Consider the following 14160-nt stretch of genomic DNA (forward strand, 5'->3'; position numbering starts at 1 on the left):
CTCAGCTGTGTTGTTGCAGTGCGCTGATGCGGGCGTCCTTTTCCTTCCAGAGCCGGCTGACCCATTGGTGAACATAGCTTCTGAACGCCGGGTCGTTCTCGTAGTCACCCTGCCAGAGCGCATCATCCAGGTCCGTGACCCGGATATCGACAATCACGCGTGCTACCCGGCCGGACAACAGCTGCCAGAAGCCCGGCGGCGTGCCTTCCGGGTAGACCACGGTCACATCCAGCACCGCATCCAGCTGATCGCCCAGGGCGGCCAGCACAAAGGCCACGCCACCGGCCTTGGGTTTGAGCAGGTGCTGGTAGGGCGAGTTCTGGCGGCGGTGCTTCTCCGGGGTGAAGCGTGTGCCCTCCAGATAGTTGACCACGGTGACAGCATGCCCCCGGAATTTCTCGCAGGCGGCGCGGGTGATGGCCAGATCCTTGCCCTTGAGTTCCGGTTTTTTGGCCAATACGGATTTCGGGTAGCGCTTCATGAACGGATAATCCAGCGCCCAGAAGGCGAGGCCGAGGAACGGCACCCAGATCAGCTCCTGTTTCAGGAAAAACTTGAAGTAGGGCGTCTTGCGATTGAACGCCTGCACCAGCGCCGGGATGTCCACCCAGGATTGATGATTGCTGATGACCAGATAGGAGGTGTCGCTGCGTAGCGGCACGTCACAGCGAATGTCCCAGTGCGTTGGCGTCATCAGCGCGAAAATCTTCTTGCACAGCTCGGCCCAGGTTTCGGCGATCCACATGACGCCCCGGGCGCAGCTGTCTTTTAGCGGCTTGCCGGGTAACAGCAGCCTGAGCAGAGCGACCAGCATCATCGGTCCGATCAGGATCAGGGTGTTGAGCAACAGTAGCAGGGCGGCAATGGTGCCTGTCAGGACCGGTCGCATGCAGGGTGAACTCCATTCAGCAAAGCGCCACTGATAATACGCAACCCGGTCTGATTTCCCAATGCCGGAATCTCCGGAGGGGGCTGATTTGCCGCTGTCATCACAGTGGCTATGATGCGCTATGGTTCTCGTATATCGACTTTCCGGAAGAATGATGCAGCTTTCCAGGCGGATGCTCAGTGCCATTCTGGCGTTGATGGTGACGGCGGCCCTCTCCGCCTGTGGTGTAACGCCGGTGGATCGGGCGGCTATGGATGTATCGGTGGCACAGCGGCAGAATGCGCAGCTGGACTGCCCTGAGGCGCATCCGCAGCGTTGTGCGCCGACGTCCGGCCTCGCCGGTCTGGTGGACGACAGCGGCGACACACAGCATGTGATCACGCTGTCCCGGGGCAGCGATGCGCTGGCGGCGCGGCTGCACATGATCCGCACTGCCCGCAGTCACATTCTGTTGCAGAATTATATCTTCAGCGATGACGAGGCCGGCATGTTGCTGCTGGCGGAGCTGGTTGCGGCGGCACGCCGGGGCGTGCAGGTGCATGTTCTGGTGGATGCCTTGTTGTCGCTGCCGGACCCTGCCTTGCAGGCATCGCTGGAGCTGGCTCACGAAGGCTTCGCGCTGCGTCTCTATAACCCCATGCGCGAGCATGCCATGGTGCGTGGCGGTGATGCCATCGCGGCGCTGACCTGCTGCTTCCGGCGCTTCAATCATCGCATGCACAACAAGCTGTTCGCGGTGGACGGGCGGCATGTGATTCTGGGGGGGCGCAACACCGCAGCGCGCTACTTCGACCTTGATACACGGATGAATTTCATTGATTTCGAGATTCTGGTCAGCGGGCATGTGGTCGAGGAGGTGGAGCGCGGCTTCTTCCGTTACTGGCACCATGAACTGACCCGTTCCCCCCGACATACCGTCGACGTGGCGGCGGCGCTGGACGCCGACGTCGCACCGCTGTCAGTGATTCCTGCGACACGCCTCAACTTTGCCCTGGCGCAAGCCATGGATGAGCGCTGGCTTGACGCGCTCATCCGTGATGCCGGGTTTCGTGTCAGTGATGTCACTTACTTCAACGATCCCCCGGACAAGATCCATGTCGCGCCGCAGGATCTGGCAGAGGACAGCACCGGTCAGCTACGTGCGCTGATGGCGGACGCCAGACATAGCGTGACATTGCAAAGCCCCTACCTGGTCATGTCGCGGGATTTCGAGCGTTTTTTGCGGCAGCGCGATCCGGCGGTGCGCTGGCGCATCAGCACCAATTCGCTGGCGGCCACCGATGCCTTCCCGGTGTACGCCATTTCCCGGCGTCAGCGCCAGCGAATGGTGGCCAGGCATGGACTGGAAATTCACGAAATCCGGCCCTTCCCCGAGGATATGACGGACTGGGTGCCCAGGTATGACGCCCTGATCGAGGAGAAGGCCATGGGGCTGTCCAGCCTGATGGCCGGTGATCCCCAATCTCCGGTGCGCGAGATGCCGGGGCCACGCGTCAGCGTGCACGCCAAGGTATTGGTGATTGATGAAGAGATCGCGGTCATCACGTCGCACAATTTTGATCCGCGCTCTGAAGTGTATAACACCGAAAATGGATTGATCATTCGTGACGGCGCGTTTGCCGCTGCCATGACGGCGTTGCTGGAGCAGATGATGCGGGATGAAAACAGCTGGTTGCACGCGGAGAAGCCGCGCGGCATACCGGTCCTCGGCAGCATCAATCGCACACTGGCCCGCGGCTCCCGGCGCATGCCGACCCTGGATGTGTGGCCGGCACACATGACGCAGAACTACAGCCTCAGGGCGGGCGCCGACCCCGTGCCGCCCCTGCATCCGGCGTTCCACGAGCGCTATGAGCCGGAGGGCGAATTCCCGGAGGTGGTGCTGGGCAAGCGCCGTCGGCACACCGCTATCATCAGCCGCATGTTCGGTTTCCTGCGTCCGTTGATGTAATGCGCCTCAGGGCGTCCGCCTCAGGCGTCGTCGGGCGCCGCGTCGGATGGTGTATCTGGCAAGGCATAGGGCAGCGGCAGTTCATGCTGCTGCAGGGGCGCGCCATCCATCAGCAACGCCCCCTGGTGGTCATGCCGCAGCACCGCCAGGGCATGAATATCTGCCGCGCAGGCAACACTGACGACGATTTCACCCACGGATTTGCCCGCCTCATTGCGCAGCACTGTGCCGGGTGCGGGCGAGGTGTTGCCCGGCCACGTCAGCCGCCGCATACGTTGCTTCAACTGGCCCTTGAATTTCATCCGCGCCACGACTTCCTGGCCGGTGTAGCAACCCTTTTTGAAGCTGACGCCCTCGATCAGGTCATAGTTGAGGACTTGCGGCAGGAAGAGGTCTTCGCTGCCGGGCAGCACATGCCCTTCGCCAGCCATGATGTCGGCCAGCAGGGCGTGATCTGCGGCGCCGCTCTGGCGCTCGTCGGCCAGCGCGGGCCACAGGTCCATGGCGTCCTCCACCGGTGCGATGATCAGGTAGCGGTCTGTGGGACCCGCGCGCACCAGGCTGATGCCATTGTTCACTGTGCAGCCATCGGCGTGATGCGAACAGGGCAGCCCCGCCCCGGATAACACCTCTGTGGCGCCAGCACCGGCGATGCCGAGCACGACGCGCTCCGGGTCTTCAGCGAGGGTGGCTTTGGAAAACACGATGTATTTCTGCAGCCGCTCGCGCAGGGCTGCCGCCATGCTGGCGGGCACCAGAAGATCGAGGCCGTCTTCGGCGGGCAGCACCCGCATGCTGACCAGCCCGCGGCCTTTCAGGCTCAGGTGCATGGCAAGCCGGCTGAATCCGTTGCCGGTATCACGGACGTCGGCGCAGACCTGCCCCTGCAGAAACGTCATGGCGTCCGGCCCCCGCAGGGTCACCAGGCGCAGGTGATCTGCGGCAAAGGTCATCGCGGCACCGTCACCGGCGGGCAGCACCGGCGCCTGACCCATGTCCCGGGCGATGCCATGCTGATCACGCCGTGCGCCGGCCTGGTTCAGAAAGGATGTCCACTGGGCTGCTGGTGCATCGGAAAAGGCTGACATGTTGTATCACTCATGGCTGACACGCAGAGATGACGATAACGTCTGGCCGGTGCGGTGCGAAAGGGGCAGAATCGCAAACCGGACTGGCAAATGCCGGAACGCTGGCGTGGAACCCCGCTCCGGATGCGCGATAATGCGCCCCCGCGGGCCGGTGTGGCTACCCCCGGCGGCGGATTACGCCGCCCTGTATGACGCACTGTCCTGTGTGACTGATTGTGGAGACATCATGAACCGCCCAACAGATACTGCTCCGGCGAATGGCGCCGAGGACAGTTGCACGCCTCTGACAGCTGAAGCGCACCATCGCCGCCTGGCCTGGCAGTGTCGCCGTGGCCTCAAGGAAACCGATATCGTGCTCAACGCGTATCTGGACGACCACTTTCTGCAGGACACCGCCGCGCATCAGGCGGCGTTCGAGCGTCTGCTGGCGTGCCAGGATGCGGACCTGTTCGAGTGGTTTACCCGGCGCTCTGTGCCGGAGGATGAGGAACTGGATGCCTTCGTCAAACACATCTTGCGTCTTCTGGGGGCGCAGGACTGAATTACAGGCGGGACGCTTGCGGCGGCGCTGGGCTGCCGGGCTGTTGGTGCTGGTCTCCGTCGCGCTCTGGGCCAATGGCTTGCCGCTGCTGCTGCGTGGATTGTTGTGGTTGGCGGTGATGACGCTGTTGTGGCGCCACATGCGCAGCGCGCCCCGCGCCAGCCAACTGATCCTGTGGCCGGACGCGCTCTCGGTGACCCTGGATAACGGCCTGCTGCGACAGTGGGAAGCGCCATTCGCGGCGGCGGCCTGGCCCGGCTGCCTTTGCCTGCCGGGGCTTACACTCTACCGCGACCAGATGGATGCCGTGACCTGGCGCCGGTTACGCATGCTGGTGCTGGCGCGCGGTTAGCTGTCCGGCACCAGCACGGTATCGTGAATCTCCGCCAGCATATCCGGGTAATCCAGCATGTAGTGCAGGCCCCGGGATTCCCGCCGCTTCAGCGCAGAGCGGATGATCAACTCGCCGATCACCACCAGATTGCGCAATTCCAGCAGGTCATTGGAAATGCTGTAGTTGGAGTAATACTCGGCAATTTCGCGTTTGAGCAGATCAATGCGGTGCTGGGCGCGCTCCAGGCGCTTCACGGTGCGGACGATGCCCACGTAGTCCCACATGAAACGGCGCAGCTCATCCCAGTTGTGGCTGATGATGACGTCCTCGTCCGAGTCTGTCACTTGGGATTCATCCCACTCCGGTGCCCCTTCTGGTTGTGACATGCCCGGCAGCCGTGCGGCGATGTGCTCGCTGGCGGCCTTGCCGAACACGAAGCATTCCAGCAGGGAATTGCTGGCCATGCGATTGGCGCCATGCAAACCGGTGAAGGCCGTTTCGCCGATGGCGTAAAGCCCGGCCAGGTCGGTCTGACCGTTCAGGTCGGTCATGACACCGCCGCAGGTGTAGTGGGCGGCGGGCACCACCGGCATGGGCTCGCGGGTGATATCGATGCCCAGTTGCAGGCATTTGGCATACACCGTGGGGAAATGATTGATGATGAAATCGGCCGGCCGATGGCTGATATCCAGATACAGGCAGTCGGCCCCGAGCCGTTTCATTTCATAGTCGATGGCCCGGGCCACCACGTCGCGTGGCGCCAACTCGCCACGCTCGTGAAAGCGGTGCATGAAACGCTCGCCGTCCGGCAGCAGCAGATGCCCGCCTTCCCCGCGAATCGCCTCGGTGACCAGAAAGGACTTGGCTTTCGGGTGGTACAGGCAGGTGGGGTGGAACTGCATGAATTCCATGTTTGCCACCCGACAGCCTGCGCGCCAGGCCATGGCCACACCGTCGCCGGTGGCGACATCCGGGTTCGACGTATACAGGTAGACCTTGGACGCGCCGCCTGTCGCCAGCACCACACACTTGGCCAGGAACACATCGGTCGTGCCATGGCGAGAGTCGTGAATGTAGGCGCCGATACAGCGTCGGCTGCCGTCCGCAGTGGTGTCATGCAGCAGATCCACCGCAACCCGGTGTTCGAACAGCGTGACGTTGGTGCGTTGGTGCACCTGATCAATCAGCGCGCCAGAGATCGCCAGCCCCGTGGCATCGGCCACATGGATCACGCGCCGGTGGCTGTGGCCGCCTTCCTGTGTGAGATGGTAGCCCTGCTGGCCATCCTCGCTGAAGCGGGTGAAGCCCACGCCCTGGTCAATCAGCCAGCGAATGGCGTCGGGGCCATTCTCGACCGTCTTGCGCACTGCATCATCGTGGCACAGGCCCGCGCCGGCCACATGCGTGTCAGCAATGTGGGATTCCAGTGAGTCCTTCTGGTCCATGACGGCGGCGACGCCGCCCTGGGCATAATAGGTGCTGGCGCTGGTGAGCTGGCCCTTGGACAGCAGGGCAACATCCGTTTCCGGCGGCAGTTGCAGGGCCACAGTGAGGCCAGCGGCGCCGCTGCCGATAATCAGGACATCATGGTGGTAGGTGGCCATAGGTTCTCCGCAAACAGGCTTTTACAGATGCCGCTTCAGGGTGGTTGCGGCACCCATGGCCCGGCTCAGCGCAGGTCGGACGGCAGTATAACCGGCTGCCGGGCCCTGTGTCCGTGTCTGACCGATCTGTATCAAATGATAAAAGATGTCTGCCCGGCAGGCGCCTGCACTGCCGCTTTGCTACAATGCGCCGGTTGTCATCAGGCAGTCTCAACTGCCAGGCGGGCCATTGTGTCTCGGCACGCTGTCAACGGGAGATGATGGTGAGCCGGGGAATCTGCCCCGCTGACGGAACTTGTCGGCCATCACGCTATCAGAAAGATTCATTATGGCCCAAGCGGCCAGTTGGGGGACCACGGGTGTCTGACGAGGAACTGGTCAAACGCGCAAAGAAAGGTGATCAGCGAGCATTCGATCTGTTGGTGCGCAAGTATCAGCACCGACTGTTTGCGTTGATCAGCCGCTATGTGCGTGACCACGATGAAGTACAGGATGTTGCCCAGGAGGCCTTTATCAAGGCCTGGCGGGCGTTGCCGCGGTTTCGTGGCGATAGCGCCTTTTACACCTGGCTTTACCGGATCGCCGTGAATACCGCCAAAAATCACCTTGTTGCCCAGGGGCGACGCCCGCCAGGCTCGGATGTGGATGCGGTGGAAGCCGAGCAATTTGCCGGCGCCGGCGGTTTGCACGAAATTGGAACCCCGGAGTCACTGGCGTTGTCGGATGAGTTGGAGACCGCAATCCACAAGGTGATCAACGAATTGCCTCAGGAGCTCAAAACTGCGGTAACGTTACGTGAGTTCGACGGTCTCAGTTACGAGGATATCGCGTCGGTAATGGATTGCCCGGTGGGCACGGTGAGATCACGCATCTTCCGTGCCCGGGAAGCGATAGATCAGGTGGTGCGCCCGCTCATGGAGCGGTAGGGCTGCACAATCAGTACACATCCCGGGCTGATGACCGGGGCTGTCTTGGCGGTGAATGGCTACTCCAGGTGAGACGAGAGTAGCTATGCCAGCGATTGAAGGTGATGCCATGAGCACAGAACGCGAGCTTGAGATACTTTCCGGCCTGCTGGACGGTGAGACCAGTGAGCTGGAAACACGTCGGATCCTGCGGGATCTGGATGATGCCAGCGCGGCAAACTGGCAACGCTGGCAGCTGGCTGCAGATGTCGCCCGGGGCCAGCAGGTGGCTGCCGTGCCGATGGATTTCAATGCGCGCCTGAGCGCAGCGCTGGCAGAGCAGGGCCCCGCCAGGGGGAGCTGGCTCGGCAGTGTGGCCCGGGCCGCTGTGGCGGCGTCCGTTGCGGCAGCCACGGTGACCGTGGGCTGGCAGTACTGGGGCGTGCAGCAGGGCGAAGGTCAGGCTACGGTAGCGGGCGTGGCCACGGAGCAGGTGCAGGACGTGCGGTCCCGGCCCATGGCCGATGCATTCCTGGTGGGGCAGGGCCTGCGCGCTCCGGCTCCTGCGGCGCGCAGCCAGGCCAGCGTCGGCCCGCAAATTGATCCCATGCTGATGCGACACAGTGAATTTGCTGCACGCCATGGCGGCCAGGGCATGGTGCCTTATGCGCGCCTCGTCAGTGCGGATGCGCGTCAACAGGAGAAGTAGTTCGAGATGAGTAACCCGAGATGACACTCATGCTGCGTCGCGCGGCCCTGCTGCTGATGATGTTTCCCGTGCTGGCTCTGGCGGAAGGTTCGCAGCCCCAGTCTCTCTTGACGGCCATGGCCGAGGCGTATCGCAGCCTCGATTACCAGGGCCGTTTTCTCTATATGTACGGCAATCAGCTGTCCACCATGAAAGTCCGCCATGCCGTGATTGACGGCCGTGAGTATGAGCGGCTGACGCACCTTGACGGCCCTCTGGCTGAGTTGATTCGCCAGGATGATGACGTCATCTGTGTGCACCCTGATCGCAGTATCACCCGCCTGCGCGCGGAGGAAGGGCTGGGCCCGATGCAGTTTCAGGCGCGCATCAGCCAGGCACTGCCGGCGCAATACAACGTACTGCTGGATGGGGATGACCGCGTAGCCGGACGCGAAGCCTCGCGTGTGCGTATTGCCGCACTGGACAATCATCGCCACGGTTATCGCCTGTGGATTGACCAGGACAGTAACCTGTTGCTGAAATCCGAGATGGTGGATGCGCGCGGGGTGGTGCTTGAACGTATTGAGTTTGTCACGCTGGACATTGATCCGGCGCTGACGGTGGATGATTTTGCCGCACCGGCAGCGGCGGTCGTCCATGCTATCGAGGATGTTGCGCCGGAGGCTCATCCTCAGGGGCGTCTGGAACTGGACATGACCTGGTTGCCCGAAGGCTTCGAGGTGCTGGAGAAAGACCTGCGCCGCAACACGCCTGATCGAGATCCGGTGGCCGCCCTCGCTTACAGCGACGGGCTGGCGACCTTCACCCTGTTTGTGGAAAACCTGCCGGAGGGCCGTAGCGCGGAGGAGGGTGTCAGCCGCATGGGGCCCACTGTCGCAGTAAGTCGTCTCTTCGGTGGGACCGATGAGACGGCGGCACGCTATCTGGTGACGCTGGTGGGCGAGATACCGCAGGACACGGCAGAGCGGGTGCTGGCGGCCGCACGGATCGGGGGCAGCCAGTGATGTATTCGATGATATCTGCCCCGGGTACGGCGCTGTGATTGAGGAATCCGGCCGTATCGTTGCTGTTGAGCCCGGCGCTGTCTGGGTTGAAACGATACGCCATACCGCCTGCCAGAGCTGCAGCGCGCGCAAGGGCTGCGGTCATAGTCTGATGGACAGCCAGCGGGCCGGGGCGCGTGCTCGCGTGCGGGCCATGTCCGATGATGCGACGCTGGTGTGCGGTGACCAGGTCGTGGTCGGCATACCCGAAGGCGCCCTGGTGCGCGGGGCCGTGATGCTGTATCTGATGCCGTTGATATTGATGTTTCTGGCTGCCCTGCTGGGGGCCGCCTTGCCCGCCGGGTCTCTGCCCGGCGGTGATCTGTCGGCGCCTCTGGGTGTGGCCGGGCTGGTCATCGGTTTCCTGATCAATCGCTGGTACAGTCATACCCACGCCAGCGATCCGAGTCTGCATCCACAGGTGATGCGCAAGGTGGCGGCTGCGCCGGTGGTACAGACGGTTTCGCTCTGTCATCACTGAGACTCGACGATACTCAAAATGCACGTAATCTGCGGCGGTGACGCTGACGGAAAAGGCTGGCAACAAGTCTGGGCAATACGTCTGAGAAGTAAGGGGATGGCACCTATGATGACCAATATGCATGCGCGCTGGGCAATGGTTCTTCTGGCGGGGCTACTGATCAGTTGCGGGCCGCAGGCCAGCACCTTGCCTGATTTCACGGCGCTGGTGGAGGATAACCACGACGCGGTGGTGAATATCAGCACCCTGCAGCGGGTGGAGCGGGGCAGTGGTTCCGGACAGCGGGTGCCGGAGTTCTTCCGGCATTTTTTTGAAGGCATGGAAGACCAGTTCGATGTGCCCCCCCGGGACGCGGAATCCCAGGGGTCAGGGTTCATCATTTCCCGCGAGGGATACATCCTCACCAACTACCACGTCGTGCGTAATGCAGACCGTATTCTGGTGCGGCTCCAGGATCGTCGTGAGCTGGAGGCCGAGCTGGTCGGTCAGGACGAGCAGAGCGATCTGGCCCTGCTGCGCATCGACGCCGGGGACCTGCCGGTGGTCAAGATCGGCTCCTCACGCAACTTGCGCGTGGGGGAGTGGGTGCTGGCAATCGGCGCGCCATTCGGCTTTGAGAGCACCGTGACCGCCGGCATCGTCAGCGCGGTGGGCCGCAGCCTGCCGAACGAGAATTATGTGCCTTTCATCCAGACCGACGTGGCCATCAATCCGGGCAATTCCGGCGGGCCGCTGTTCAATCTCAAAGGCGAGGTTGTCGGTATCAACTCCCAGATCGTATCCCGCTCCGGTGGTTTCATGGGGTTGTCCTTTGCCATTCCCATCGATATGGCCATGGATGTGGTCAAGCAGTTGCGCGAAACCGGGCGCGTGGCCCGTGGCTGGCTGGGTGTGCTGATTCAGGATGTGGATCGCGACCTGGCGGAGTCCTTCGGCCTCGACAAGCCTTCAGGTGCCCTGGTGGCGCAAGTGATGCCGGATTCTCCCGCCGCCGAAGGCGGCCTGGAAGCGGGTGATGTGGTACTGACATTCAATGGTGAAACCATCAACCGCTCCTCCCAATTGCCCCACGTGGTAGGCCGCGTGCCCCCGGGCAGCACGGCCGAGGCAGTGGTCATGCGTAACGGCGAGCGCGTGACACTGAAGGTGCCGGTGGGCGAGTTGCCCGAGAACGGCGCAACGCCGGATGGGCGTCAGTCGCCGACACCGGAGGTCAAGTCAGACCCGCTGGGCCTGTCTGTGGAGCCGCTCAATGATGCCGAGCGCGAGTCACTGGGGCTGGATCATGGTGTCAGAATCACGGAAGTCCGATCCGGGCCGGCCTCCCGTGCCGGCATTCGCCGGGGCGATATCCTGCGCACCCTGAACAACATGACAGTGGATGATCCGGCAGCACTGCAGGAGATCATCGAGACCTTGCCCCGCAATGCCTGGGTGCCCGCGCTGGTCCAGCGCGGCGAGAGCCCGCGCTTCCTGGCGCTGCGCGTAGAAAGTGACTAGCCGTCCGTGCGCCTCCGGGGTGATGCCCATCGCCCCGGGGGCTTATATCCGCTAGAATCGGGCTCCCCTGAACCTTGGCAACGGCGCACTTTGTGACTGATATCCGCAACATTCGTAATTTCTCCATCATCGCCCACATCGATCATGGCAAATCCACGCTGGCGGACCGCTTTATCCAGGTCTGCGGTGGGCTCAGTGATCGGGAGCTCAAGGAGCAGGTGCTGGACTCCATGGAGCTGGAGCGTGAGCGGGGCATCACCATCAAGGCGCAGAGCGTGACGCTCTACTACAAGGCGCGCAATGGTGAAACCTACCAGCTCAATTTCATTGATACGCCCGGCCATGTGGACTTCTCCTACGAGGTGTCGCGCTCCCTGGCCGCCTGTGAAGGGGCGTTGCTGGTGGTGGATGCCGCACAGGGCGTGGAAGCCCAGTCGGTGGCCAACTGCTATACCGCCATCGAGCAGGATCTCGAAGTGCTGCCCGTATTGAACAAGATCGACCTGCCCCAGGTGGAGCCGGAGCGGGTGATTCAGGAAATCGAGGAGATCATCGGTCTGGATGCCCACGATGCCTGCCGCGTCAGCGCCAAGACCGGTCTGGGCATCGATGATCTGCTGGAGCAACTGGTTGAGCGCATTCCGGCCCCGCAAGGGGATCGGGACAACAAGCTTCAGGCGCTGATCATCGACTCCTGGTTCGATAACTACCTTGGCGTTGTGTCGCTGGTGCGCGTCACCGAAGGGCGCCTGAAAAAGGGCGACAAGATTCTGGTCAAATCCACCGGGCAGACGCACATCGTCGACGGTCTTGGCATCTTTACCCCCAAGCGCACCGAGCGACCATATCTGGAAGCGGGAGAGGTGGGCTGGATCAATGCCAGCATCAAGGAAATCCTCGGGGCGCCCGTCGGGGATACCCTGACCCACGCCCGCACACCTGACGTGCCTTCATTGCCCGGCTTCAAGAAGGTCAAGCCGCAGGTCTATGCGGGCATGTTCCCGGTCAGTGCGGACGATTACGAGAACTTCCGTGATGCACTGTCCAAGCTGGCGCTCAACGACGCCTCGCTGTTCTATGAGCCCGAGACCTCTGACGCGCTCGGCTTCGGTTTCCGGGTCGGCTTCCTCGGCATGCTGCACATGGAAATCATTCAGGAGCGGCTGGAACGGGAATATGACCTGGACCTGATCACCACCGCCCCGACCGTGGTGTACGAGCTGCTGCTGGCGGACGGCTCTGTGCTGCATGTGGATAACCCCTCGGATCTCCCGGAAGCCAACAAGGTTGAGGAATTCCGCGAACCCATTGCCCGGGTCAATATTCTGGTGCCGCAGGATTATGTTGGTGCCGTGATCACCCTGTCGGTCGAGCGTCGCGGCGTACAGAAGAACATGCAGTATCTCGGCAAGCAGGTGGCGCTGACCTACGATATTCCCATGGCTGAAGTGGTGCTGGATTTCTTCGACAAGCTGAAATCCTGCAGCCGCGGTTACGCCTCACTGGATTACGCCTTCGACCGCTTCGAAGCAGCGCGCCTGGTGCGGGTGGATGTGCTGATCAATGGCGAGAAAGTGGATGCGCTGGCGATGATCTGCCATACCGATCAGGCGCTGTATCGCGGCCGTATTCTGGTTGAGAAAATGAAAGAGCTGGTGCCCCGGCAGATGTTTGATGTCGCGATCCAGGCGGCCATCGGCAGCAAGATCATTGCGCGTCAGACGGTCAAGGCATTGCGCAAGAACGTACTGGCCAAATGCTACGGTGGCGATGTATCGCGCAAGCGCAAGCTGCTCGAGAAGCAGAAAGCCGGCAAGAAGCGCATGAAGCAGGTAGGTAGCGTGGAAATCCCCCAGGAAGCCTTCCTGGCTGTACTCAAGGTGAGTGATTGATGGATATTGATATCGGCTTCTGGCTGACGCTGGCAGTAGTAGTGTCGGGCATCATCTGGCTTCTGGATCGTAAGCTCAAGTTGCGCGAGCACGCCAACAAGGCGTTGCGGGAAACCGTGGAATTCACCAACTCGCTGCTGCCGGTGTTTCTGGTGGTCTTGCTGATCCGTTCGTTCGTCGTGGAACCCTTCACCATTCCCTCCGGCTCGATGCTGCCGACCCTGGAAGTGAACGACTTCATTCTGGTCAACAAGTTTGCCTACGGGTTGCGTTTGCCGGTTACCAACACGCGCTTTGTGGCGCTGGGCGAGCCGGAGCGTGGCGATATCATGGTGTTTCGCTATCCGCTCAACCGCCGCCAGAATTTCATCAAGCGAGTGGTGGGGCTGCCGGGTGATGTGATCAGCCAGCGCGATGGCCATCTGCTGGTCAACGGCGAAGCCATACCCCGGGAACACCTGAATACCCACACGGCGGGACGCCTGCAGGAAGACCTCTACATCGAGACGCTGGGGGAGGCGGTGCACCTGGCGCGCAACGAGTCCGTCGTGAATCGGTTCACAGGACAGCGCGTCTCCCGGTCGGAAGATAATGACTGGGAGGTGCCAGACGGGCATTATTTCATGGTCGGGGACAATCGCGATAACAGCAGCGACAGTCGTATCTGGGGTGCTGTATCCGAAGATCTGATTGTCGGCAAGGCGTTCATGATCTGGATGCACTGGCGTCCGGGGCTTTCCGTGCCGAGTTTTTCCCGCAACGGCGCGATTGACAAGGTGGAGACAGTAGAATGATAACAAGACCATCGCGTATGCAAGGGCTGTCCATGATCAGCTGGATGCTCATACTGGTTATTGCTGTGGTGCTGGGCACCGCTGCAATTCGCATCATTCCTGCTTATATGGAATATGGCACCATCAATACAGCCATCAACAATACCATGCAGGATAACCGCATCGGCATGCAGTCTGATCAGGAGATTCGTCAGGCGGTGGGGCGTCGATTCGACATCAACAATGTCAGTTCGATTTCCGCCAATGATGTCGCCATCAGCAAGCAGGGTGGCATGCTGTATGTGTCCATCGATTATGAGGTGCGGGAGTCACTTTTCGGCAATGTCGATCTGGTGATATCGTTCCAGAAGGATTACGAGCGAAGCATTCGCTAGTGATTGACACGGGGTCACTGATAACAGGATCACTGACTGATGCAAAGCGATCAGT

The 14160-nt window shown here is 61.7% G+C and carries 14 protein-coding genes; 11 read left to right on the top strand and 3 right to left on the bottom strand.

Annotated elements, in window-relative coordinates:
* Position 1: 1 nt before the first annotated feature.
* Positions 2-889: an acyltransferase gene (locus K8B33_RS12015; RefSeq protein ID WP_223426782.1), complete on the bottom strand. Its 888-nt coding sequence runs from the start codon at positions 887-889 to the stop codon at positions 2-4.
* A gap of 154 nt (positions 890-1043) precedes the next feature.
* Between K8B33_RS12015 and K8B33_RS12020 the strand changes: the two genes are divergently transcribed.
* On the top strand, positions 1044-2840 hold the full coding sequence (locus K8B33_RS12020) for a phospholipase D-like domain-containing protein (RefSeq protein ID WP_223426783.1): 1797 nt from the start codon (positions 1044-1046) through the stop codon (positions 2838-2840).
* A 20-nt stretch (positions 2841-2860) separates the two neighbouring features.
* On the opposite strand, the gene ygfZ is transcribed toward K8B33_RS12020, so the two are convergent.
* Positions 2861-3928, bottom strand: a complete 1068-nt coding sequence (ygfZ, locus tag K8B33_RS12025) for a CAF17-like 4Fe-4S cluster assembly/insertion protein YgfZ (RefSeq protein WP_223426784.1) — start codon at positions 3926-3928, stop codon at positions 2861-2863.
* 226 nt (positions 3929-4154) lie between these two features.
* Between ygfZ and K8B33_RS12030 the strand changes: the two genes are divergently transcribed.
* Both K8B33_RS12030 and K8B33_RS12035 read left to right on the top strand, forming a co-directional pair.
* Positions 4155-4469 (top strand): FAD assembly factor SdhE, encoded by a 315-nt coding sequence (locus K8B33_RS12030; RefSeq protein WP_223426785.1) that lies wholly within the window; start codon positions 4155-4157, stop codon positions 4467-4469.
* A 16-nt stretch (positions 4470-4485) separates the two neighbouring features.
* Complete coding sequence (locus K8B33_RS12035) at positions 4486-4821, top strand: hypothetical protein (RefSeq protein ID WP_223426787.1); 336 nt, start codon at positions 4486-4488, stop codon at positions 4819-4821.
* Here the strand turns inward: K8B33_RS12035 and nadB are convergent.
* Entirely contained in the window at positions 4818-6407 is a 1590-nt protein-coding gene (gene nadB / locus K8B33_RS12040) for an L-aspartate oxidase (RefSeq protein WP_223426790.1), read from the bottom strand. The genes K8B33_RS12035 and nadB overlap by 4 nt on opposite strands.
* Before the next feature lie 359 nt (positions 6408-6766).
* Between nadB and rpoE the strand changes: the two genes are divergently transcribed.
* The 8 genes from rpoE (at position 6767) to K8B33_RS12080 (ending at position 14105) form a co-directional block, all read left to right on the top strand.
* Positions 6767-7333 carry an RNA polymerase sigma factor RpoE gene (rpoE, locus tag K8B33_RS12045; RefSeq protein WP_223426792.1) on the top strand — a complete coding sequence of 189 codons (567 nt, stop codon included), beginning with the start codon at positions 6767-6769 and terminating at the stop codon, positions 7331-7333.
* Between the two features lie 85 nt (positions 7334-7418).
* Positions 7419-8021, top strand: a complete 603-nt coding sequence (locus K8B33_RS12050) for a sigma-E factor negative regulatory protein (protein WP_223426794.1) — start codon at positions 7419-7421, stop codon at positions 8019-8021.
* A gap of 20 nt (positions 8022-8041) precedes the next feature.
* Positions 8042-9025: a MucB/RseB C-terminal domain-containing protein gene (locus K8B33_RS12055; protein ID WP_223426795.1), complete on the top strand. Its 984-nt coding sequence runs from the start codon at positions 8042-8044 to the stop codon at positions 9023-9025.
* Between the two features lie 34 nt (positions 9026-9059).
* On the top strand, positions 9060-9545 hold the full coding sequence (locus K8B33_RS12060; RefSeq protein WP_223426796.1) for a SoxR reducing system RseC family protein: 486 nt from the start codon (positions 9060-9062) through the stop codon (positions 9543-9545).
* Between the two features lie 105 nt (positions 9546-9650).
* Positions 9651-11045: a DegQ family serine endoprotease gene (locus K8B33_RS12065; protein ID WP_223426797.1), complete on the top strand. Its 1395-nt coding sequence runs from the start codon at positions 9651-9653 to the stop codon at positions 11043-11045.
* Between the two features lie 92 nt (positions 11046-11137).
* Positions 11138-12937, top strand: coding sequence for a translation elongation factor 4 (gene lepA / locus K8B33_RS12070; RefSeq protein ID WP_223426799.1), 1800 nt, complete (start codon positions 11138-11140; stop codon positions 12935-12937).
* Positions 12937-13731, top strand: a complete 795-nt coding sequence (gene lepB, locus K8B33_RS12075; protein WP_223426800.1) for a signal peptidase I — start codon at positions 12937-12939, stop codon at positions 13729-13731. Before lepA ends, lepB begins: the two co-directional genes overlap by 1 nt.
* Positions 13728-14105 carry a DUF4845 domain-containing protein gene (locus tag K8B33_RS12080; RefSeq protein ID WP_223426801.1) on the top strand — a complete coding sequence of 126 codons (378 nt, stop codon included), beginning with the start codon at positions 13728-13730 and terminating at the stop codon, positions 14103-14105. Before lepB ends, K8B33_RS12080 begins: the two co-directional genes overlap by 4 nt.
* Positions 14106-14160 lie beyond the last annotated feature (55 nt).

This window comes from Alcanivorax limicola (assembly GCF_019931215.1).
Taxonomy (GTDB): Bacteria; Pseudomonadota; Gammaproteobacteria; order Pseudomonadales; family Alcanivoracaceae; genus Isoalcanivorax; species Isoalcanivorax limicola.

Bases quoted from the DNA above. Each gene is read 5' to 3' on its own strand.
- K8B33_RS12015 (WP_223426782.1), bottom strand. From the start codon at position 889: ATGCGACCGGTCCTGACAGGCACCATTGCCGCCCTGCTACTGTTGCTC.
- K8B33_RS12020 (WP_223426783.1), top strand. From the start codon at position 1,044: ATGCAGCTTTCCAGGCGGATGCTCAGTGCCATTCTGGCGTTGATGGTG.
- ygfZ (WP_223426784.1), bottom strand. From the start codon at position 3,928: ATGTCAGCCTTTTCCGATGCACCAGCAGCCCAGTGGACATCCTTTCTG.
- K8B33_RS12030 (WP_223426785.1), top strand. From the start codon at position 4,155: ATGAACCGCCCAACAGATACTGCTCCGGCGAATGGCGCCGAGGACAGT.
- nadB (WP_223426790.1), bottom strand. From the start codon at position 6,407: ATGGCCACCTACCACCATGATGTCCTGATTATCGGCAGCGGCGCCGCT.
- K8B33_RS12050 (WP_223426794.1), top strand. From the start codon at position 7,419: ATGCCAGCGATTGAAGGTGATGCCATGAGCACAGAACGCGAGCTTGAG.
- K8B33_RS12055 (WP_223426795.1), top strand. From the start codon at position 8,042: ATGACACTCATGCTGCGTCGCGCGGCCCTGCTGCTGATGATGTTTCCC.
- K8B33_RS12065 (WP_223426797.1), top strand. From the start codon at position 9,651: ATGATGACCAATATGCATGCGCGCTGGGCAATGGTTCTTCTGGCGGGG.
- lepB (WP_223426800.1), top strand. From the start codon at position 12,937: ATGGATATTGATATCGGCTTCTGGCTGACGCTGGCAGTAGTAGTGTCG.
- K8B33_RS12080 (WP_223426801.1), top strand. From the start codon at position 13,728: ATGATAACAAGACCATCGCGTATGCAAGGGCTGTCCATGATCAGCTGG.